19 protein-coding genes are annotated in these 21,760 nt (G+C 66.1%); 9 read left to right on the top strand and 10 right to left on the bottom strand.

Annotation, left to right across the window (positions count from 1 at the left end):
- Positions 1 to 23: 23 nt before the first annotated feature.
- The 6 genes from sucD to AC23D6_RS15575 all read left to right on the top strand — a co-directional run bounded on the left by sucD (position 24) and on the right by AC23D6_RS15575 (position 7,583).
- Positions 24 to 902: a succinate--CoA ligase subunit alpha gene (gene sucD / locus AC23D6_RS15600; protein ID WP_487750126.1), complete on the top strand. Its 879-nt coding sequence runs from the start codon at positions 24 to 26 to the stop codon at positions 900 to 902.
- Positions 903 to 1,032: 130 nt separating this feature from the next.
- Positions 1,033 to 1,608, top strand: a complete 576-nt coding sequence (locus AC23D6_RS15595; RefSeq protein WP_487750125.1) for an RNA polymerase sigma factor — start codon at positions 1,033 to 1,035, stop codon at positions 1,606 to 1,608.
- Positions 1,605 to 2,084, top strand: a complete 480-nt coding sequence (locus AC23D6_RS15590) for a hypothetical protein (RefSeq protein WP_487750124.1) — start codon at positions 1,605 to 1,607, stop codon at positions 2,082 to 2,084. The genes AC23D6_RS15595 and AC23D6_RS15590 overlap by 4 nt, the downstream gene beginning before the upstream one ends.
- A gap of 10 nt (positions 2,085 to 2,094) precedes the next feature.
- Entirely contained in the window at positions 2,095 to 2,994 is a 900-nt protein-coding gene (locus AC23D6_RS15585) for a DUF4097 family beta strand repeat-containing protein (RefSeq protein WP_487750123.1), read from the top strand.
- 326 nt (positions 2,995 to 3,320) lie between these two features.
- The gene (locus AC23D6_RS15580) at positions 3,321 to 5,915 is read left to right on the top strand and encodes a TonB-dependent receptor plug domain-containing protein (RefSeq protein WP_487750122.1); all 2,595 of its coding nucleotides are present in this window, start codon (positions 3,321 to 3,323) and stop codon (positions 5,913 to 5,915) included.
- 120 nt (positions 5,916 to 6,035) lie between these two features.
- Positions 6,036 to 7,583 (top strand): tetratricopeptide repeat-containing sulfotransferase family protein, encoded by a 1,548-nt coding sequence (locus tag AC23D6_RS15575; protein WP_487750121.1) that lies wholly within the window; start codon positions 6,036 to 6,038, stop codon positions 7,581 to 7,583.
- 10 nt (positions 7,584 to 7,593) lie between these two features.
- On the opposite strand, the gene AC23D6_RS15570 is transcribed toward AC23D6_RS15575, so the two are convergent.
- The 4 genes from AC23D6_RS15570 to AC23D6_RS15555 all read right to left on the bottom strand — a co-directional run bounded on the left by AC23D6_RS15570 (position 7,594) and on the right by AC23D6_RS15555 (position 12,447).
- Positions 7,594 to 9,177 (bottom strand): sulfotransferase family protein, encoded by a 1,584-nt coding sequence (locus AC23D6_RS15570; protein WP_487752659.1) that lies wholly within the window; start codon positions 9,175 to 9,177, stop codon positions 7,594 to 7,596.
- A gap of 127 nt (positions 9,178 to 9,304) precedes the next feature.
- Positions 9,305 to 10,138 (bottom strand): XOO1806 family protein, encoded by an 834-nt coding sequence (locus tag AC23D6_RS15565; RefSeq protein ID WP_487752658.1) that lies wholly within the window; start codon positions 10,136 to 10,138, stop codon positions 9,305 to 9,307.
- Between the two features lie 150 nt (positions 10,139 to 10,288).
- The gene (hslO, locus tag AC23D6_RS15560; protein WP_487750120.1) at positions 10,289 to 11,179 is read right to left on the bottom strand and encodes an Hsp33 family molecular chaperone HslO; all 891 of its coding nucleotides are present in this window, start codon (positions 11,177 to 11,179) and stop codon (positions 10,289 to 10,291) included.
- Positions 11,176 to 12,447 carry an aspartyl/asparaginyl beta-hydroxylase domain-containing protein gene (locus AC23D6_RS15555; RefSeq protein ID WP_487750119.1) on the bottom strand — a complete coding sequence of 424 codons (1,272 nt, stop codon included), beginning with the start codon at positions 12,445 to 12,447 and terminating at the stop codon, positions 11,176 to 11,178. The genes hslO and AC23D6_RS15555 overlap by 4 nt, the downstream gene beginning before the upstream one ends.
- Positions 12,448 to 12,559: 112 nt before the next feature.
- Between AC23D6_RS15555 and mtgA the strand changes: the two genes are divergently transcribed.
- Genes mtgA through AC23D6_RS15540 form a run of 3 tightly spaced genes read left to right on the top strand, consistent with a single transcriptional unit; the run spans position 12,560 to position 14,751 of the window.
- Positions 12,560 to 13,327 (top strand): monofunctional biosynthetic peptidoglycan transglycosylase, encoded by a 768-nt coding sequence (gene mtgA / locus AC23D6_RS15550; RefSeq protein WP_487750118.1) that lies wholly within the window; start codon positions 12,560 to 12,562, stop codon positions 13,325 to 13,327.
- A gap of 4 nt (positions 13,328 to 13,331) precedes the next feature.
- Positions 13,332 to 14,363 carry a glycosyltransferase family 2 protein gene (locus tag AC23D6_RS15545; RefSeq protein WP_487750117.1) on the top strand — a complete coding sequence of 344 codons (1,032 nt, stop codon included), beginning with the start codon at positions 13,332 to 13,334 and terminating at the stop codon, positions 14,361 to 14,363.
- Positions 14,323 to 14,751 carry a CBS domain-containing protein gene (locus AC23D6_RS15540; protein WP_487750116.1) on the top strand — a complete coding sequence of 143 codons (429 nt, stop codon included), beginning with the start codon at positions 14,323 to 14,325 and terminating at the stop codon, positions 14,749 to 14,751. Before AC23D6_RS15545 ends, AC23D6_RS15540 begins: the two co-directional genes overlap by 41 nt.
- Before the next feature lie 9 nt (positions 14,752 to 14,760).
- On the opposite strand, the gene AC23D6_RS15535 is transcribed toward AC23D6_RS15540, so the two are convergent.
- From AC23D6_RS15535 to AC23D6_RS15510, 6 genes are all read right to left on the bottom strand, one after another.
- Complete coding sequence (locus AC23D6_RS15535) at positions 14,761 to 16,707, bottom strand: AsmA family protein (RefSeq protein ID WP_487750115.1); 1,947 nt, start codon at positions 16,705 to 16,707, stop codon at positions 14,761 to 14,763.
- Between the two features lie 96 nt (positions 16,708 to 16,803).
- Complete coding sequence (gene trhA / locus AC23D6_RS15530) at positions 16,804 to 17,481, bottom strand: PAQR family membrane homeostasis protein TrhA (protein WP_487750114.1); 678 nt, start codon at positions 17,479 to 17,481, stop codon at positions 16,804 to 16,806.
- A gap of 104 nt (positions 17,482 to 17,585) precedes the next feature.
- On the bottom strand, positions 17,586 to 17,813 hold the full coding sequence (locus AC23D6_RS15525) for a hypothetical protein (protein WP_487750113.1): 228 nt from the start codon (positions 17,811 to 17,813) through the stop codon (positions 17,586 to 17,588).
- A gap of 141 nt (positions 17,814 to 17,954) precedes the next feature.
- Positions 17,955 to 19,571: a peptide chain release factor 3 gene (locus AC23D6_RS15520; RefSeq protein ID WP_487750112.1), complete on the bottom strand. Its 1,617-nt coding sequence runs from the start codon at positions 19,569 to 19,571 to the stop codon at positions 17,955 to 17,957.
- Between the two features lie 74 nt (positions 19,572 to 19,645).
- A complete protein-coding gene (locus tag AC23D6_RS15515) occupies positions 19,646 to 20,575 on the bottom strand; it encodes a peptidoglycan DD-metalloendopeptidase family protein (RefSeq protein WP_487750111.1) in 930 nt (309 codons plus the stop codon).
- Positions 20,572 to 21,663 (bottom strand): phytase, encoded by a 1,092-nt coding sequence (locus AC23D6_RS15510; protein WP_487750110.1) that lies wholly within the window; start codon positions 21,661 to 21,663, stop codon positions 20,572 to 20,574. Before AC23D6_RS15510 ends, AC23D6_RS15515 begins: the two co-directional genes overlap by 4 nt.
- Positions 21,664 to 21,760 lie beyond the last annotated feature (97 nt).

Below are 21,760 nucleotides of genomic sequence, written 5' to 3'. Positions count from 1 at the left end.
TCCACGACACCGAAGGACATCCCATGAGCGTTTTGATCAACAAGAACACCAAGGTGATCGTGCAGGGCTTCACCGGCCAGCAGGGCACCTTCCATGCCACCCAGATGATCGAGTACGGCACCCAGGTGGTCGGCGGCGTGACCCCGGGCAAGGGCGGCACGACCCACATCGACCTGCCGGTGTTCGACACCGTCGCCGATGCCGTGAAGAGCACGGGCGCCGATGCTTCCGTGATCTATGTGCCGCCGCCGTTTGCGGCCGATGCGATCCTCGAGGCGGCCGCGGCCGGCATCAAGGTCATCGTCTGCATCACCGAGGGCATCCCGGTGCTGGACATGCTGCGCGTCAAGAATGTGCTGACCCGTGCCCATCCGGATACCGTGCTGGTCGGCCCGAACTGCCCCGGCGTGATCACCCCAGGCGAGTGCAAGATCGGCATCATGCCGGGCCACATCCACATGCCGGGCAAAATCGGCATCGTGTCGCGCTCGGGCACGCTGACCTATGAAGCGGTCAAGCAGACCACGGAAGTGGGCCTGGGCCAATCGACCTGCATCGGCATCGGTGGCGACCCGATCAACGGCCTGAACTTCGTCGACTGCCTCAAGCTGTTCAACGAAGACCCGCAGACCGAAGGCATCATCATGGTCGGCGAGATCGGCGGCGATGCCGAGGAAGCCGGCGCCGAGTACATCAAGCAGTACGTGAAGAAGCCGGTCGTCGGCTTCATCGCCGGCGCCTCGGCCCCGGCCGGCAAGCGCATGGGCCATGCCGGTGCGATCGCCAGCGGCGGCAAGGGTACGGCGGAAGGCAAGTTCGCGGCGATGGAAGCCGCGGGCGTGACCACCGTCCGTTCGCCGGGCGACCTGGGTGCGGCCATCGCGGCTCGCCTGAAGAAGTAAGGCCTGCTGTCACCGGCCGTGTGGAAAGCCGCCTCCGGGCGGCTTTCTGCTTTTTCGGGCCCGTCGGGAGAGGCGCTTAAACCTTTCCGCCCGAACGGACATCGTAGTCAGTATGCTGAATGCAACCGTCATGGAACCGATCGCCGACAGCCCCTCACCGGACGCGGCCGCCGCCGTGGACAGCGCCCTGGCGCGGTCCGCCGCCAGCGGCGACACGCAGGCTTTCGAGGCGCTCTACCGCCGCCACGCCGGACGCGTGCATGGCGTAATCCAGCGCCTGGTCGGCTTCCACGGCGTCCGTGCCGAAGACCTGACCCAGGAAGCCTTCGTACGCGCATGGCAAGCCTTGCCGGCCTTCCGCTTCGAAAGCGCCTTCGGCACCTGGCTGCACCGGCTGGCGGTCAATACCGCCTTGATGGAGTTGCGCAGCCGGCGCAACGGCCCCCGTTTCGACGAGGACGAAGACGCCATCGAAGGGCTGGGCCTGGCCGACAGTGCCGGGCAGACCACCGCCCTGTCGATGGATCTGGAGCGTGCGGTCGCCACGCTGCCGCCGCGCGCCCGCGCCGTCCTGGTCCTCTACGACGTGGAAGGCTGGAAGCATGAAGAGATCGCCGCCGAGCTGGGCATGGCGGTGGGCAGTTCGAAGGCCCAGTTGCACCGTGCGCGGCACCTGCTGCGCGAGCGTCTAGGAGTACACGCATGACCCCCCACGATCCGACCCCGCCGTCCGAGGACGCGCTGCGCTGGCAGCTCCGCGCGCTGCGCCAAGACACGCTACCGGCGCGCGACCTGTGGCCCGACATCGCCGCGCGTCTGGCATCCATGCCCCAGCAGGCGCCTGCACCGAAGCGGCGAGCCCTGGCGCCGTTCGCACTGGCCGCCTCGGTGCTGTTGGCCGTCACTGTGACCTGGCAGCTCCAGCGCGCGCCGACCGGTGATGCCGTGATCCAGCGTGAGGCCGCCGCTCTGACACGCGATTACACCGGTGCCCTGGCGCAACTGGACGTGCAGGCCAAGGGCTCGCCCGAGTACGGTCCGGCGCTGCACGCGCTGGACGTAAGCGCCGCCGAGATCCGCCACGCCATCGCCACCGACCCCAACGCGCGCTTCCTGCTGGACCAGTTGCGCCGCACCTACGCCCGCCGCCTGGCGCTGACCCAGCGCGCGGTCATGACCTGAGGAGCTCCCCATGCGTACGACACTCTCTTTCCCGCTATTCCTGGCCGCGGCGCTGCTGGCACCCAGCGCGTTGGCGCAGACCGCCATCAACGAGACACGCCCGCTGGACGCACGCGGACGCGTGGATATCAGCAACCTCAAGGGACGCATCGACGTCCGCGGGTGGGAACGCAACGAGGTGCGGGTGACCGGCACGCTCGGCAAGGGCGTGGAAAAGCTCGACATCGACGGTTCGGGCCCACGGGTCAGCATCGAGGTGCGCTATCCCAAGAACAATGGCTGGGGCGGCGAAAAGACCGGCCCGACCGACCTGGTGGTGATGGTGCCGCTGCGCGCCGATCTGGATATCGAATCGGTCGCTGCCGACGTGCATGTGACGGGACTGGCGTCCAGCGAAATGTCCATCAGCACGGTGAGCGGCAGCGTTGTGGCGGCGGCGGCACCGCGCAAAGCCGATGTCGAGACCGTGAGCGGCAACGCCACCCTGACCCTCAACAGCGATGACGTCGGCGTCGCCACGGTCAGCGGTGCCGTCCTGCTGCGGGGGCGCCTGGCCGGCGAGATCGATGCGGAAACGGTATCGGGGCGCATCGAAGTGATCGTCAACGGCGAGCAGGTCCGCGATCTCAGCGCGAGCACGGTCAGCGGACGCGTGGACGTCAGCACCGGCGTGGCGCCTGCGGGCGAGATCAGCATGGAATCGGTCAGTGGCGACCTGATCCTGCGCCTGCCGAAGAACGTCTCGGCGCAGGTCAGCGGCGAGAGCTTCAGCGGTTCGCTCAAGGCCACCGGCGTGACCATCGAGAAGCGCCGCGGCCCCGGCGCCAGCTTCACGACGCGCTACGGCGACGGCAGCGCCCGGGTGAGCGTGGAGACGTTCTCGGGTAGCGCCGAGGTGCGCGTCGAATAACCGAAGCGCTCGATAAGATGTCGACGGGATCGCGATGCTGCATCGCGGTCCCGTTTCCTTTTCTGAATAGGCGACGCCCTCCGCACGCCCGGCGCGGCCCGACGTGCGGCGCCGGGCATGTAGTTCCGTTACAGCCGAAACCGTTTCCCAAGTAACTGATCCACCAAGAAAAAACGCTTTTTTCTCAGAAAATCAGCGGGTTCTTTTCATCGCCGTAAAATTTACGTTATCCTTCGGACACCAGTCGCAGCCGTTGGCGTCTGAACCATTGGCCGAGATCGTGAGATCTCGGTCGTTTAATTGAACTTTGGAGAGAGAGCCTCTAAATGACCAACCTCAAGAAGCTGCCCAGCGCAATCAAGTTTGCGTTGTTTGTCAGCGCGGCATCGCTGGCTACCGGCAACGCGTTCGCACAGGAAGCCGAGAGTTCCAGCTCGGACACCAAGACCCTCGATCGCATCGAAGTGACGGGTTCGCGCATCAAGCGCGCAGACATCGAAGGCGCGCTGCCGGTCACCGTTATCAGCCGTCAGGACATCGAAGTCAGCGGTAAGGTCTCCGTTGCCGAACTGCTGCAGAATTCCACGTTCAACTCGTTCGGTTCGTTCACGCCGGCTTCCGGCAGCTCGGCCCAGTCGTTCTCCGAACTCAGCCTGCGTGGCCTGGGTGGCGGCCGTACGCTGATCCTGATCGACGGCCGTCGCGCGCCGACCTCGCCGCAGAGCGGCATCGGCCAGGACCTGAACTCCATTCCGCTGGCTGCTGTCGAGCGCGTGGAAATCCTGACCGACGGCGCCTCGGCCATCTACGGTGCCGACGCCCTGGGCGGCGTGGTCAACATCATCACGCGCAAGGACTTCAACGGCGCCGAGATCACCTTCGGTAAGGGCGACAGCTACCGTGGCGGCGACACCGAGGAGGCTTCGGCCATGTTCGGCGTGTCGGGCGACCGTGGCCGCCTGCTGGCCGGCGTGTCGTACAACAGCCGCGGCATCAACTACATCTCCGACCTGCCGTGGGTGGGCCCGGGCGCTTCGTCGTACTCGAACAACTACTACGACTTCGCACTCGACGCGAACGGCAACCGCGCTCCGACCCGCAACCGCGGTCCGGTCCCGGGCGGCTGCACCAACACCGGTTTCTACCTGAATGCCGCTGGCACCAGCTGCTTGTACGACTTCAACCTGGTCGCCGCCGACACCGCGTCGATCGACCAGAAGGGTGCCTTCGCGCGTGGCGACTACCAGATCAACGACGACTGGAATGTGTATTTCTCGAGCAGCGTTACCCGCGTCGAGAGCTTCGGCCGCTTCGCGCCGACGCCGGAATACATCTTCGTCAGCGCTACCAGCCCGAATAACACCCGCGGCGTTGACCAGCTGATCAAGCACCGCTTTGCGGCGCTGGGTCCGCGTGACAACTACGATGACACCAATGTCTACGACTTCAACCTGGGCTTCAACTGGCAGGCCACGGACAAGATCGCGCTGGACTTCGGCCTGCGCCGCAACGAATCGAGCTTCAAGTCGTTCGGTCGCAACTACGTCAACATTCCGGTCGCGACCCAGCTGTTCAACTCCGGCGAATATAACGTCTTCAATCCGTCGGGCAACTCGGAAGCCGTCCTGAACGAGATCCGCACCACCACCTCGCGTGATGGTTTCTATAAGCAGGATGAGCTGTACGCGCAGGCCACGTTCGACCTGTTCGAGATGGGCGGTGGCACCTCGGTGCTGGCGCTGGGTGCTGAGTATCGCGAAGACGACTACGCCGACATCTACGACGCGCAGTCGGCTGCCGGCAACGTCGGCGGTTCGTCGGGCAACTCTTCTTTCGGCAACCGCACGCTGACCTCGTTCTACGGTGAATGGATCTTCCCGATCCTGAGCAACTTCGAGATCGATCTGGCGGCCCGTTATGACGATTACTCGGACTTCGGCGACAGCACTTCGCCCAAGATCTCGTTCCGCTACCAGCCGCTGGACAACCTGACCCTGCGCGCGTCGTACGGCGAAGGCTTCCGCGCGCCGCCGCTGAACATCATCAATCAGCTGGATTCGTTCTCGGCTGACACGGTGGTGGACGCGCCGACCGCCGTCCAGTTGGGTGTGTCCCCGACCGCGTCGATCCAAATCAACGGTCTGCGCGTCGCGACGCCGGAACTGGAACCGGAAGAGTCCAAGCAGTGGAGCGCGGGCGTCGTGTGGGATCCCACCGACTGGCTGAACCTGAGCCTCGACTACTACAACATCGAGATCGAGAACCAGCAGCGCTTCTACTCGGCTCAGACGGTCATCAACCGCCAGCGCCAGGGCCAGTTCCTGCCTTCCAACCTGTATGTGACCCGCGACCCGGCCACGCAGGCGATCATCCAGGTCCGCGCTGGTTGGGGTAACGAAGGTCTGGTTAACACCGATGGTCTGGACTTCCGCGCTGGTACCAACTTCGACTTCGGTGCATGGGGCGAGCTCAAGAGCCTGTTGCAGGTCAGCTACGTCAACAGCTACGAGATCTCCTCGCCGATCTCCGGCTCGACCGAGTACGTGAACCTCTCGGATTACCCCGAGTGGCGCGCCAGCCTGCTGAACACCTGGAGCAAGGGCGACTTCTCGGTGTCGTGGACAGTCAATGCGATCGACTACACGCCGGAATACTACGTCGACCTGTTCGAGACGAACTATGGCTACAGCTGCCAGGACACGGTGGATGCCGGCTACGCGTACAAGTGCAGCGGCATCTACGTGACCCACGACCTCCAGGCGAGCTACAAGACGCCCTGGAACGGCAAGTTCACGCTGGGCGCCATCAACGTGACGAACAAGAAGCCGCGTCTGGATCAGGCTTTCACCCCGGGCTACAACAGCCTGCTGTTCAACGCGTACGGTCGTCAGGTGTACCTGCGCTACACGCAGACGTTCTGATTCTTCGGAACCCTGCTGCAGTGTCAAAGACAAAGGGGCTTCGGCCCCTTTGTTTTTCGCATGATGGGCACTAGATTGACCGCGTTACACGCGTGCGTGCGGCAACCCGGGATCGGATCGATGAATGATGTGATGAAGCTGATGCAGGCGGCGGAGCGCACGGCCGCGGCAGGTAACTTCAATGAGGCAAGGAAGGCCTTTCTGCGTGTGCTGGACGGGGGCGAGCACGCGGAAGCCCTCGTGCATCTTTCGTATATCGAATCGAAGATCGGCAGTTACAGGGCCGCATGCGACTATGCGTTGAGGGCATACGCCCTGCCTGGGCTTTCGCCCGCCCTGATGGTGAAGGTGCTCAACCGCCTGCGCAATTTCAACCAGACCTGGGCGCTGCATGAGCTGATCCCGCGCTTCGAAACCTCAAAGCTGGACCCACGCCAGCTGCACGCGGTCGCCGCCCAGGCGAGCTACCTCGGGGATCAGCAGCGTGCGCTGGACCTGCTTGACCTTGCGTTGAGCCGGAACCCCGCCAATGCGCCCGTGTTGTTAGCGAAGGCACAGATCAATACGTTCCTGGGCCGGTTCGACGACGCCGAACACGACCTACGTGACTGCATGATGTACAACAAGAGCATGGCCGCCATCTGGTGGACGCTTTCGCGGCTACGCAAACAGACGCCGGAATCCAATCATGTCGATGAAATACGCCGCGAATTGAAAGCGCCCCGTCCACCCGGAGAGCGGGCCTTCCTCGCCTTCGCGCTCCACAAGGAACTGGACGATTTGGGCGATGTCGCCGGGGCATGCGAAGCGCTGACCCTCGGTTGCAGGTTGAAGCGCACCGAGCTGAATTACAGCACCGCACAGAGCAGGGCGCTGATGGCTCGCCTGAAGGCCGCGCCAATGCCTGAGGTTGCGGCGGGTGCGGCCGATCGTGCCTTCACCCCTGTGTTCATTGTGGGCATGTTCCGCTCAGGCACAACGCTGCTTGAGCAACTGCTGGGCGGCAACCCGGCGATGCTCAATGCGGGCGAACTCCATGACTTCGTCACCAGCATGCGCTATGTGGCGGACTACCAGAGCACCGGGTTCCTCGATGAGGAGATGGTGCGGCGCGCGGAAACGATCGACTTCCGCGAAGTCGCGGATCATTACGTCCGCGGCGTCCAGTGGCGGCTGGAGCCGGGCCAGACGCACCTCACCGACAAGCTGCCGGCGAATTTCTTCAACGTCGGCTACATCCTCCGGGCGCTGCCGGATGCCCGGATCCTGCACATGGTGCGCGACCCGGTTGAAACCTGCTTCTCCAATCTGCGCGAGTTGTTCTCAGGCGCGAGCCCGTATTCCTACGACCAGACCGAGCTGGCCGAGTTCTACCTGATGTACCAGGATCTCATGGCCCATTGGCACGCCACTTTCCCAGGGCGAGTGCTGGACATCCATTACGCCGAGCTGACGCGCGACACCGAAGGCGTCATGCGGCGTGTCGCGGCCCATTGCGGCCTTGAGTTCCTGCCCACGATGGTGGACCCGAGGTCGCGCGCGCAGAGCGTCGCCACGGCCAGCGCTGTGCAGGTGCGCAGCCCAGTGATCGTGCGCGATGTGCCTAAGTGGGACCCGTACCGCGAGTATCTGAAGCCGTTGATCCAGGGGCTGGGCCTCCAGGGCTGACGGCGTCGTGTCAGGCCGGGGGCTGGCCACTCCACGTCTGGCGTCGCGCGTGCCGCAGCGCATCGCCCAGCGGGGCGAGGTAAGTCGCGTAGGGGGCCCAGCGCGGCTTGTCCAGCGCCACGACGCCCTGGCGCACCTGCACGGCGCTGGCCGTGGTGACGCCGCGGTTGCTGGTCTCAAGGGCAAGCATGCCGGGTTCGAAATCCAGGCCACAGAACTCGGACGCGGCACGCAGCGTGGTTTCCGGATCGCGGGTCAGCGCGGAATACGACACGTCATGGATGCGCCCCGGGAATGTCTTGTGCCAGTGAGCCATCAGGCCTTCGTACGCGGCGAAGAATGTCGCCAGTTCGCCTTGGCTGTAGGAGTACTGGTTGGTGTTGTCCGAGAACAACTCCCGCAGGTTGGAGAAGCAGCTCTCCATCGGGTCGCGCACCATGTGCAGGATCTTCGCTTGCGGCAGGGCTTGGCAAATGAATCCGATGTTGAGGAAATTCGAAGGCAGCTTGTCGACGAAATGGGATTCTTCGCCGCACCGCCAGGCCACGGAATCCAGGTAGCCCTTGCCGACTGAAGCATAGTCGATGGATGGCGCGCGGTCGGTGATCGTGGCGTCGACCACGCCCTTGCACCAGTGATCCGTGGCCAAGCGCATCTGCGCGGTGAATTCATAGAGTTCGCCCAAGCCGCGGACGTCGGAATGGCCATCCAGAAACTGCTCCAGCAGCGTGGTCCCCGAGCGATGCATGCCGACAATGAAGATGGGGGTGCGGGCGCCCGCTTCGCCATGCACCGGGGCGCCGACGGGCATGGCTCGCAGCTTGGCGAACAGATGTTCGGTTTCGGCGTCCGAGTAGTTCAACTGGCTACGCTTCGCACGGCACGCCATGTCCAAGGCCTTTGTCGCGCCGTCGTAATCGCCCAGGTCGTCGAGCTCCTTGTGCAGGGCATACGCTAGGAACGCCAGGTTGGCGGGATTGTGGCCTGATCGTGAAATCTGCGTGCGCAATGCATCGACATGGTTGGCGTCCGGCCGCTGCTTGCGCAATCGCGACAGCGTCCACCAGCCGAAGCCAATCTCGGGCACGCGCTGCATGCACGCGTCCATCTCGCGCTCCGCTTCGTCGAAGCGGCCGAGGAACACCAGCGTGTGCGCACGGGTCAGTTTGAGCTCAATGGCGTCCGGCGCCAGCGCTAGCCCCTTGTCGATGGCGTTCAAGGCGCGCTCGGGCTGATTCAACTGGTTCAGCACGGTACCGATGGCATCGTAGAGCGGAGGCGCAATGCCGGGCGTGGCTTCGAGCGCGTCAATCAGCGCCATGGCTTCCCCGCCGAGATTGAACGCCTGCAGGCGCCGAAGCAGGAACGCTGCACCGCCGGACTCGTCGCCCGTGCGACTTGCCCAGGCTTTCAGCGCGTACTCCCGCGCGAGCCGATAACGCCCGCTCATGCCCTCCAAGCGCGATGCCTGTAGCAGGGCGGCGGTGTTCTGCGGGCGGGCGGCGAGAATCGAGGCGTTGATCTTGCGTGCTTCCGCGAGATTGCCGGATTCGATCTGTTTCTTGGCCGCATTCAGCCGGTCCGCAACTTTCATCTGCAAGGCGTCTGTCGTTCGTCGGGGGCGCTAGTGTAGAGGCCACGCCGTGTTCGATGGGAGCGCGGGCGGCACGCATGTTCGCGGGACCTCGACGGCAGCTCAGGACCGCCAGGGGAAGGCCGATTCAGAGATCCTGTTCGTACCGCACGTAGGGCACGGTGCCTTCGTCGGCGTTCTCGTTGGTCAGCGAGAAAGGATTCTTGCCGCGGGTGATGACGTTCTCAGCGCCCACGGTAAGCTGTCCGCTCCACGGGGTACGCCAGGTTAGGCCAAGGCCAAGGCCTTCCCACTTGCCGGGCTGGCCGGGCACGTCGACCACGCGGCCGATGATGTTGGCGCTGAAGGGGCCATAGCCGCCGCCTACGGTCAGACTGCGGGTTTTCCAGCGGTCGGCGAAGGCGGGCAGGTCGGACGCGGGGACCAGCGTGGCCTTGGCCACGGCGCCGCCGATCGACACGAAGCCTTCGCGGCCGATGTTCTTCTGGCCGAACACGGCCAGGTCGTTCTGCTCGATGCGGCCGGTCGCGCGACCGGACGACAGCCATGCCGGGAGGGTGTCGCGACCGGTACCGGCCGACAGGCCCAGCTTGCCGCCGGGACGGCTCAGCACCGCCGAGGCACCGATCCGCTGGCTGTCCGTGTTGTCGTCGTCATCGCCCAGCGTGGCAAGCATGCAATGGCTGGCGAGATTGCCGATGTTGCCGACCACCCCGGCCTTGCGATTGCAGACCAGGCCCAGGGCGTCGCCGCTGTCCAGCCCAAAGGCGGTGGTCAGGGTGTTGCGGCCCAAGCGCCAGCGGGCGCCGGCCTCGGCCTCGCCCGTGGGCTCCAGCAGCAGGACCGCTTCGACCTTGCCATCGTTGTTCCAGATGGGGAGGGCGGTGGCCTGCGGCTCCGCGGCGGACTTGCGTGGTGCCTTCTGCGCATGCGCGTCCACCGCCACGCCGGAGGCGAGCAACAGGGCGAGCGACAGTGTCAGGCTACGCAGGTTCATGGCTGGCTTCAGACTCCTAGGACGACCCGGAGTTCCCCTCCCGAAGGGGAACTGATGCTATGCCGTTTATGTTTCTTTAACAAGTCCCCGGGGGCGGCTGCCCGACAGCCGGGGTCACTGCAACCGACCCGGCGCCTCCAGATCGACCGTCGGCAGGCTGAAAAGTTCCGCGATCTCCGAGGGCGTGAAGCGGTATTCCTGCCCACAGAACTCGCAACGGACTTCCGCGACGCCGTCGGCCAGTGCCGCCGTCGCTTCTTCTTCCCCCAACGACTGCAGCATGCTCGCAACCCGCTCGCGGGAACAAGAACAACCGAAGCGAACTGGGCGCTCGGTCAGGATTTGCGGGGCTTCTTCGTGGAACAGGCGGTGCAGCAGTTCGCGGGTAGGGACGGCCAGCAGTTCGGGTTCGCCCAGGGTGTCGAACAGGGCGCCGGTCCGGGTCCAGCCGTCGACGTCGCCCTCGTCCCCCGGCAGCTTCTGCAACATCAGGCCGCTGGCGCGGCCTTCGTCGACCGCCAGCAGCAGGCGGGTGGGCAATTGCTCGGACTGGCGGAAATAATCCTCGAAGGCCTCGGCCAGTCGGCCGGCCTGCAGGGCTACCAGACTCTGGTAGCGCTGGGGCTCGCGAGGGTCCAGACCCGGATTCTCGATCGTGATGGCCAGCAAGGCGTCCTCGCCGAGATTCTGCAGATCACGGGGCGCGTCCAGGCCATCCTGTAGCTGGACGATGCCGCGCACCGTGCCTGCCGCCGTGCATTCGGCGAAGAGCGTGCGCAGCGCACCCTGGCTGCGCAGTTGGATCGACAGGCGGCCGTCGACCTTGGTGTGCCCGGTGAACAGCGCGGCGGCGGCCACGGCCTCGCCCAGCAACTCACGGGCGGCCGCCGGGTAACGGGTGCGGCCGGCGACGGTCTGCCAGGTCTCGTCCAGGCGCACCGCCACGCCGCGGACACCGGCGGCGGGGAGGAGGAAGCGGGTCAGGGTGTCGAGGTCGCTGCTCACAATTCTCCGAGGTCGGCGCCTTCGCCGTAGTAGGCCATGATGCCTTCCACGGTATGGGCGACCAGCCGCCTTTCCAAGTCGGTGAGCATCGGGTGCCAAACGTCGAAGATCAGGACCACGCGCAGCTGGTCGCTGAAGTTCCAGGCCTCGTGTTCGATGGTGTCATCGAACATCGCCAGCTTGCCAGGTCTCCAGACGTGGGTTTCCTCGCCGACTCGCAGGGCGCAGTCCCGCGGGATGATCAACGGAAGGTGTACGGTCAGGCGCGTATTTGTCGCGCCATTGTGGGGCGGGATATGGGTGCCCGGCTTGAGTGCCGAGAAGAATGCGACTGGCGCACGCTGGGGGATCGTGTTCAGCGGCGCATGCTCCAGGAGTGCGGCCTCGGTGCACGGGCACAGGTCGGCCTGCGCGTCGATGCGTTGGCCGTTCTTCCAGAGAAAGTAGGCGCCCCAGTCCAGCGTGCGGTCCAGCGCGGCGAACTGCCCTTTCGGCTGGCCTTCCTCGGTTTGAACGTAGGGGACGAAATCGCGCTGCTGGTCCAGTAGGGCCTGCAACTCCCGGAGCACGTCGGGAAAAGCGGCCTCCACCTTCGACGTCCAGTCGTAATCCTCAGGATGAAAGAACGGAATGGCCGGCAAGCGCGGAAACGGCAGCATCAACGGGCGTGCGGTGATGAAACTGCGCCTACCGGTGACGATGTCGAGGCAGTGGTTGAATCGCTCGAGCTCACGATGGCTCTGCCGCCCGGTCACGCCGTTCAGCCGATCCTCCAGGAAGGCGCGCAGCTGTGCCTGGTTGTCCTGCACGGAGGTACTGGCCTGCTGTATGAGCGCTTGCAGATGTGGTGACTGCCGCGCGGCCTCCGGCATGTACGCCAGCGCGCTGCTCCAGGCCTTCGAAGCCTCGCGCCGTCGGCCGACGGATTCCAACAGGCGGGCCCTTTCCATATGGGGACCCCACGAGGTGGGTTCTGCCCGGATGGCCAGTTCTATGGCCGCCAACGCCCCAGCCGTATCGCCACGCTGGGAGTGGATGCGCGAGAGGTTCGCATGGGCGATCGCCATGCCGGGCGCATGGAGGATCGCCCGTTCCAGCAACCCCTGCGCCTCGTCTATCCTGCCACGGGCGAGACAGTAGGCGCCCAGGCTGTTAAGGGCGGGCGCGCAGTCGGGCGCGATCTCGATGGCCCGCCGCCAGCAGTCGGCGGCCCGGTCCTGCTGGCCCTGCTGCACCCACTGCGTGCCCTGTTCCAGTAGCTGGGCCACGGCTTGGGGCAGGGGCGCCTGCGGGAATGAATTCATGTCAGCGACTTTGCAGTGGTCTGGCGCCAGAATAACGATAAATGAACGAGACGCTCGCGTAACCTTAATTACTAATATGACCGCCGTCCCGCCACCCTCTCGCCGCCGCCGCCGCTGGTTCCGCTGGCTGCTGGCAATGCCCTTCCTGTTCGCGGCCGCCAGCATCCTGCAGGTGGCGGTGCTGCGTTTCGTCGATCCGCCCTTTACCGCGTTCATGGCGATCCGCCAGGTCGAGGCCTGGGGGCAAGGCGAGTGGTCGTTCCGCCTGGCCCACGATTGGCGCGATCTCGACCAGATGGCAGCCAGTCTGCCGGTTTCGCTGGTGGCGGCGGAAGACCAGAACTTCGCCGCGCACCATGGGTTCGACCTGGCGGCCATCGAGAAGGCGCAGGCGCACAACAAGCGGATGACGGCGCGCGCCGAAAAGCGCGGCCGACCGGTGACGCGATTGCGCGGCGCCAGCACCATCAGCCAGCAGGTCGCGAAGAACCTGTTCCTCTGGCAGGGCCAGAACCGGGTGTCGCGCTGGGCGCGCAAGGGCCTGGAAGTCTGGTACACGCTGCTGATCGAGACGCTGTGGCCGAAATCGCGGATCCTCGAGGTCTACGCCAACGTCGCCGAATTCGGCGACGGCGTGTACGGTGGCCAGGCGGCTGCCGTGCGTTTCTTCAACAAGGACGCGGCACGCCTTGGTCCGGCCGAGAGCGCGCGCCTGGCCGCGGTGTTGCCCGCGCCCCGGCGCTACAGTGCCGCCAAGCCGGGCCCCTACGTGCAACGCCGCGCGCGCTGGATCCAGCGGCAGGTGGGGCAACTGGGTGGCAAGGCCTACCTGGAGGCCCTGTAGCGCCATGCGAGCGCCCTTGCTGACGGTGGTGATCGCCGCCTACAACGAAGCGCAGGCGATTCCGCTGCTGCATCCGCGCATCACGTCGACGCTCGACACGCTGCCGGAGGTCGACGGGCGCGTGCTGTATGTCGACGACGGCAGCCACGACGGCACGTGGGCGCTACTGCAGGCGCTCGTCGCTGCCGATCCGCGCGTGTCCGCGCTGCGCTTGTCGCGCAACTTCGGCAAGGAAGCCGCGCTGACGGCTGGCCTGGATCGCGTGCGGGAGGGTGCTGCGCTGATACTCGATGCCGACGGTCAGGATCCGCCTGAGCTGATCGGCGAGTTCGTGCGCCAGTGGCAGGCGGGTTACGACAACGTGCATGGCACGCGGATCGAGCGCGATGGCGAGGGTTGGCTCAAGCGAAGCACCGCGCACGCCTTCTACCGCGTGATCGGTCGGTTGTCGAAGACGCCGATCCCCGCCGACACCGGCGACTTCAGATTGCTGTCGCCGCGCGCGCTGGAGGCGCTGCGTGAACTGCGCGAGCGCCATCGTTTCATGAAGGGCCTGTTCGGCTGGGTTGGCTTCAACCAGATCGCCGTGCCCTACCACCGCGAGGCGCGGGTGGCGGGGCGGAGCAGCTTCGGCTTCTGGAAACTGTGGAACTTCGCCCTCGAAGGCATCACCAGCTTCTCCACCGCGCCGCTGCGGGTGGCGACCTACGTGGGCGTGATGACCGCCGTGCTGGCGTTCGCATTCGCGATCTGGGTCGTGCTGAAAGCGTTGCTGTGGGGCGACCCGGTGGCCGGTTGGCCGACGATGATGACGGTGATCCTGTTCCTGGGCGGCATGCAACTGGTCGCGCTGGGGCTGATCGGCGAGTACCTGGGCCGGTTGTACGAGGAGTCCAAGCAGCGGCCGCTCTATCTGGTGGATACGTGGCAACCGGGGTCCGCAGGAGTATCCTTGCCCGCATCGGATCGACCTGCTCCCCACCCCGGAGATCGCCATGCGCACGGTTCGTCATTTGCTGGGGTCCAAGACCCCTGAAGTCTTCGCGGTATCGCCTGACGCCTCGGTCCTGGATGCCATCAAGCTGATGGCGGAGAAGGGCGTGGGCGCGGTGCTCGCCATGCAGGGCTCACGCCTGTGCGGCATCGTGTCCGAGCGCGACTACGCGCGGAAAGTCGTGCTCCAGGGCCGCTCGTCATCCAATACGCCGGTGCGCGACATCATGACCGCGAAGGTCGTTACCGTCGGTCCGGACGACAGCGTCGACCACTGCATGCAGGTCGTCACCACGCACCGCATCCGCCACCTGCCGGTGAGCGAGGGCGATGCGGTAATCGGTGTGATTTCCATCGGCGATCTGGTCAAGGCGGTGATTGAAGACCAGCAGGTCGAACTCGACCAGTTGCAGCGCTACATCGCCGGCTGAGCGACGCGGCTACTTCGCGTACTGCCCACCGCAGCCGCTGTCTTCGCCCGGGCCTACCTCGATCGTCGCCAGCAAGGCGGCAGGCGGGGTGACGCTGGCCAACACGAGCGCCGTCGCGCCGCGCAGGCCCAGGCGCTTGAAGTCGGGGCGGAACGACGGGTCCTTGAACGTGCCGCCAACGACCAGGGGCGATCGCAGCGCGAAGATGCTGCGGTCTTTCGGGCGCGGCCTGAGTTCGAGATCGAGCGTCTCGTCCTTCAGGTTCACCTCGCCCTTCCCGACGATGATCGTGTCGGTGGTGTCGAAGGCCAGCGTGCGCGCCTGCATCACGCCGTCGCTCACTGCGAAGTCGCCGAACGCGCATCGCACGCCCACGGTCCGGTCCTTCGTCAGCAGGAATTTGAGTGCTTCGGCGATGTCCAGGCCGGCGAGTTCCATCAACAGATTGCTGACCTGCCCACGGCCCATGCCGAGGGCGACGTCGCCGTCCGCGGTCCCGAGGATGCCGGCGATCGAGTTGCCGGTACCGGTGAGCGATACGTTGCCGCCGATCCGGCCGATCGCGCTCTGCGTCAGTTGCGCGGTCGGAAACAACTTGCCGAGATCGAGGCCACGCACGGCGATGTCGGCCCGCGTCCGGATCGTATCGCTGCGCGCATCCATGCGGATCGTCGACCGGATGTCGCCCTGCGCCACGCCGAAATTGAGCGGTTCCAGGCGCAGCAAGCCCCCCTCCAGCAGAAGGTGCGCGTCCATGTCGTCGATGGGAAGTTTCGGCGCATTGATGCGGTGCGCCTTCCAACGGACGTCGGCATCCATCGCGCGCAGCTTGGTCAGGTCATAAGGTGTTTCCGGTAGCACACGCGCATCGGCGGCGACGTCCACGGCCTCCTCGCGTTGCTGCGCGTTGCTCGCTTCCGCGCCGCCGGTCTGGGGTGGCGCGCCGACGAAGCCCGCGAGGTCGTCGAAATCCAGGCGCTTGGAGACCAGATTCGCCTTCAACAGGGGACGTTCGCGGCCGACGGTGACGGCCGCCGAGCCGCCCAGATCGCTGTCGCCGACGATGCCGGCGAAGTCGTCGTAGTGCCAGGTGTCGCCATCACGGGTGAAGCGGCCATCCAGGCGATAAGGCGGTGTCGGCGGCGTCGCGATGCCGATCAGCGGGAACAGATCCTCCAGATCCTGGCCTGCCAGCATCAGGCGCAGGTCGAAATCGCGCAGGCGGAACGGGTCGAGCACGGTACCGCGCGCGTGGGCCCGCGTCGGGCCCGCGGTGGCGCGAAGATCGATCCGATAGGGCTTTTCCGTGTCGCGCAGGGCGAGCGGCGATTCGACGCGGCCGCCGACGGTGAACGCATTGCCAGCCCATCGGCCCTTGCCTTTCACGTCGACGGGCGCCGAGGTGGGGTCTGCGCCAGCGACGCTGTCCATCTGGATATCGACATCCGTGCGCCGCTGCGGATCGACGAATATCAGCCGTCCGTCTTCGATCCACAGTCCGTCGTAGCGGATGCGGCTCTCGCCGGTACGGTCGCCGAATACCCAGTTGCCGGTGCGGTCGGGTCCGAACTCGAGGCGCAGACGGGGCTTCGTCAGGCGGATGGACGTCAGTCGCGTTTCGCGGCTGAAGATCAGGGGCCATACCTCGACGCTCACTTCAGCCCTATCCGCCACGGCCATCGCCGGTGTCTTCGACCACGCAGCATTGCCGAAGCTCAACGCGTCGCCGCGGATCGTGGTCACGCGGCCGAGCTCGACGTCCAGATCGCCGCCGATGTCGAAACTGCGACCGGTCTTCCAGGTGACGATGCGCTCGATCGGGCCGCGCAGCCAGTTCCATTCGAAGAGCAGGGCGCCAACCACGAGAAGCGCAGCGAGTACGCCGAGTACTACGGCACGCGTCCGCGACAGCGGGCCTAGCGCGAAACGGCGGCGGGGGCGGTGCGCGTCGTCCATGGCCCCATCGTTGGGGCTGGCGTGTTCACGTGCTGCGAAACCCGGCGTGGCGGTTCATGTGGGGGACATGAACCTCGCGAGGATTTCACATGCGTGTCAAAGCACCTGCTGGGTGACCGCGACGAAGTGGCAGACACTGCCCCCGATGACGAACAGGTGCCAGATCGCGTGCGAATAACGGATCGATTCGCGGTGGTAGAAATAGGTGCCCAGCGTGTAGGACAGCCCGCCGGCGAACAGCCAGCCGAGGGTCCAGCCGTCGATCGATTCCAGCATCGGCTTGATCGCGACGACCACCAGCCAGCCCATCGCGATGTAGATGGCCGTGGACAGCACCTTGAAGCGGCCGGTGTAGAACAGCTTGAAGACCACGCCAGCGATGGCCAGCGTCCAGATCGCGGCGAAGAGACCCCAGCCCCACGGTCCACGCAGGCCGATCAGGGTGAACGGCGTATAGGTGCCCGCGATCAGCAGGTAAATGGCGCAGTGGTCGAAAACCTTCAGCCGCCCCTTCGCCACCGGGTGCTGGATGGCGTGGTACAGGGTGGAGGCCGTGTAGAGCAGCAGCAGGGTGATGCCGAAGACGATGGACGCGCCCAGTTGCCAGCCGTCGCCATAGATCGCGGCGAGCGTGATCAGGACGGCGCCGCCTGCGAGCGCGGCCACGGCGCCCAGCCCGTGGGTCAGGGCGCTGGCGATCTCGTCGCGCAGGTCCACCAGGTGGTCGGCACGCTTGCGGGCGCGCAGGGTGCGGAGCGGGGGGGATTGGCTCATGCAATCACGTTACCGCAACGCAGCACGCGATGCATGACCGGGAGCCCCGGCGGTCAGCGGGCAGAGGGTGGCCGGACGCGGCCACCCTCTGCCCCTGGCGTTCATCAGATCGCCGCGGCGCCGCTCATCGCCGCCATGTCGGGGCGGAAGACGATGCACACGGCCAGGCCGGCCAGGAACAGGATCAGCGGCACCTTGTTTTCGGCGAAGTTCTTGATGCCGTAATAAATGGTGTAGAACCCACAGATGAAGCACAGGATCGCCGCCACGGCGCCATCCTTCTTCGCGGCGTTGACTGTCATCCAGATTGCGCCCGCCAGCAGCAGGGCCACGCCTAGAAAGTACATCCCCGATCTCCCCGTTTGGGCCGCCGGATGGCGGCCCCCGAAGCCTAGCGGATCGGCGTGACCGGGGGAATCGGGGCCGATCCCGGCCGGCGCAAGCGTAACGAACGAAACGTCGCGAGCGACGGATCAGCCGATATCCACGCTGTGGGCATGTTCGCGCGTGGCGTGGAACTGCACGTCGGGCGCGCGCTCCTCGGCCAGCTGCAGATTGACCCGCGTCGGCGCCAGGTAAACCAGCTGTCCGGCGGCGTCTACGGCCAGGTTCATGGCGTTCTTGTCGCGGAACTCTTCCAGCTTCTTCGCGTTGTCGCAGTAGATCCAGCGCGCCGTGGCCACGCTGACATTCTCGAACGACGCATCCACGCCGTACTCGTCCTTCAAACGGTAGGCAACGACGTCGAACTGGAGCACGCCCACCGCGCCCAGGATCAGGTCGTTGCTCATCAGCGGGCGGAAGAACTGGGTGGCGCCTTCCTCGCTCAGCTGCGCCAGGCCCTTCTGCAGCTGCTTGAGCTTGAGCGGATCGCGCAGGCGCGCGCGGCGGAACAGCTCCGGCGCGAAGTTCGGGATGCCGGTGAACGACAGCGCCTCGCCTTCGGTGAAGGTATCGCCGATGGAAATGGTGCCGTGGTTGTGGATGCCTATGACATCGCCGGGATAGGCCTCCGCGGCGATCTCGCGGTCGCTGGCCATGAAGGTCAGGGCGTTGGCCAGCTTCATCTCCTTGCCGCTGCGCACGTGGAAGGTCTTCATGCCGGCCTCGAAACGGCCCGAGCACACGCGCATGAAGGCCACGCGGTCGCGATGCTGCGGGTCCATGTTGGCCTGGATCTTGAAGACGAAGCCGGTCAGCTTGTTCTCGTCCGGTTGCACCTTGCGTCCGGTGGTCTCGCGCGGCTGCGGCGAGGGCGCGTGCTCGACGAAGAAGTCCAGCAACGGCTGCACGCCGAAGTTGTTGACGCCCGAGCCGAAGAACACCGGCGTCTGCTTGCCGTCGAGGTAGGCCTGCTTGTCGAAGGGATGGCTGGCGCCCTGCACCAGTTCCAGTTCGTCGCGCAGCTGCGCCAGCATTTCCTCGCCGATCTTTTCCGCCAGGCCGGGCGCATCCAGCGAGGGGAAAATGGTCGAGTCCTGGCGGGTGAAGTTGCGGCCCGGTTCGTACAGATGCACTTCGCCGGTGATCAGGTGGACCACGCCCTTCAGGCGCTGGCCCATGCCGATCGGCCAGGTGACCGGCGCGCACTGGATGCCCAGCACGCTTTCGACTTCGTCCAGCAGGTCGATCGGGTCCTTGCCCTCGCGGTCCAGCTTGTTGATGAAGGTCATGATGGGTGTGTCGCGCAGGCGGCAGACTTCCATCAGCTTGATGGTCCGCTCCTCCACGCCCTTGGCCACGTCGATGACCATCAGCGCGCTGTCGACGGCGGTCAGCACGCGGTAGGTGTCTTCGCCGAAGTCGGCGTGGCCCGGCGTGTCGAGCAGGTTGACGATCTTGCCTTCGTACGGGAACTGCATCACCGACGAGGTCACCGAGATGCCGCGTTCCTTTTCCAGCGCCATCCAGTCGGACGTCGCGTGGCGCGCGGCCTTGCGGCCCTTCACCGAGCCCGCCATCTGGATTGCGCCGCCGAACAGCAGCAGCTTCTCCGTCAGCGTGGTCTTGCCCGCGTCGGGGTGGGAGATGATGGCGAAGGTGCGGCGACGGGTGGCTTCGTTGGCCACGGCGCTTTTCGGATCGGACATGGGGCTGGCGCCCTGACGGGCGCGGAGGATGCGGGAAGGGCGCGATTATACCGGGGCGCCGCCGATGGCGCCGGTCAGCGCGTGGAGGGGAAGTGCAGCTGTCCCAGCGGGCCGAACATCCGGAACGGCAACGACTCCAGGCGCATGCCGCGATTGGCCTGCACCACGAAGTGCAGGTGCGGCGCGGTGGAGAAACCAGTGTTGCCCGACAATCCGATGTACTGGCCCTTGCGCACGTACTGGCCCACGCGCACCTGTGCGCCCTCGGCCTTCAGGTGGGCGTACAGCGCCATCGTGCCGTCCGGGTGGAGGATGCGGATGAAGTTGGCGCGGCCGCCGTACTTCTCGCGATTGAGGCCGGCCTTGTCGAAGTCGGATTCGACCTGCATCACCAGTCCCTCGCGGGCGGCGACGATCCGCGTGCCTTCGGGTACCGCGAAATCCACCGCGTGCAGGTTCTGCGCATCGCTGTGGCTGAACCGGCCGCCCGGCCCCTGGTCCACGCGCACGCGTCCGTAATCGAACGGCAGACGGTATTCGTAGTCCTGCGGCTGGCTGGCGGGGTCGCCGGGCATGCCGTCCAGGGTCAGTTCGAAATCGCCGCCGCGCAGCGGGTCGGTCACGCTGATGTTGGCCACCAGCACGCTGCTGCGGGCGGGCACCACCGCGCGCGCCGGCAACGCGGGCCCGCTGCGCACGTCGCGCTGGCGGCGGAAATCCAGCTGCACTTCCACTGGCCCGTGCATCAGGTTGTCGGCCCAGGCCTCGTAGCGCAGGCCCTGCTTCTCCAGGCGCAGACGCACCAGCGCGCTGGGCGGATTCCGGAACCGCACGACGTCCAGCGCACTGCCGGCCAGTTGATCGGGCGGCGGCGGCTGGTCGCCGTACTGGGTGTAGCCCTGTTTGTCCTTCCAGCGGTAGAGGCGGGCGGCCGACGCATCGCCGATGCCGGCGAGCAGCAGGGCCGCGCCGCAGAGCGCCGCCAGGGCCCGCAGGCCGCTCACCGCAGACAGTCTTCGCGCAGTTTCAACGCGCGGCCGATGTCGCGCAGGTCGAACGCGGCCAGCGACACATCGTTGTGCAATGCGAACAACGCGCCCGCGGGGAAGCGCGGGGTGGGCATGGCGTAGACGGTCTCGCCGTCGGTGTTGGCGGTCACGCGGCCGGAGAAGACGCCCGCCGGCGCCAGCGTGGCGCGGTCGAACACACGGAAGCGCGTGGGCGTCAGCTGGTCCACGGCAACCCAATAACCGTCCTCGGCGCTGCAGGCCCACAGCGCGACGCCTTCGGCATCGGCATCGAAAGTCGGCAGGCTGTGGCCGCGGTACTGCCCCGCCAGCGAGTAGTCGCGCAGCGTGGAGCCCACGCGGCGGTCTTCCTCGGCGATCAGCAAGCGCGCATGCGTGGGGTCGCCGGCGATGGACTCCACCATGCGCAGGGCACCGGCCGCATCGGTGTCGCCGAACTGGCCCAGCAACGCAGTCTCCAGCTTGCCGCCGTCCTCCACGCTGACGCGGAAGCGCTTGACGCGGCCGGCGAGTTCGGCCATCGGCGGCAGGGTCATCGTGCGGAAATCGGCCATGAAGCTGTCGGTCACCAGCAGCTCCAGTTCGCCGGGTGCGGTTTCATGCACCCACAGGCCGTAGGGCGAGCGCAGCACGTCGGCACCGAACGCGCCGAGCGGGGCGAACTCCGGCAGGCGGAAGGCCTGGACGCGGTGGTTGTCGCGCTCGGCCACGAACAGCAGGTCGCCGAACACGGCGATGCCGTTGGGGCGGTTGAACTGGCCCACGGCCGTGCCAGGGCCGCCGACCGTGCGCAGGCGCTGGCCGGTATCGGCGTCGTAGACGGCCAGATGGTGAGTGGCCTTGGCGGTGGCGATCAGCCAGACCTGACCCTGTTCGGTGGGCCAGGCCACCAGGGAGTCTAGTTCGTCGCCCGGCACCGGCTCGGAAACCCAGGCCTCCGGGACGATGGCGTCGGCCGCGGTCTTGGGCGGGGGCGCTGGTGGCGTGGACGTGTGCAGGGGGGCGGTGGAGCAGGCGGCCAGCAGTGCCGCGCAGAGACCGCCAGTAAGGCATTTCCGGATCATGGCGCGAATTATGCGGGATACCCGCCGGCGCCGGGCAGGGTGATCGGGTTCAAATTCCATCGCTTCATCCGAATAAAGCGATTGACAATGTGGGAAA

The sequence above is a fragment of the Pseudoxanthomonas sp. G3 genome (genome assembly GCF_057654715.1).
The sequence above is the reverse complement of the archived record's forward strand: the minus strand, read 5'-3'. Positions and strand labels throughout refer to the sequence as shown.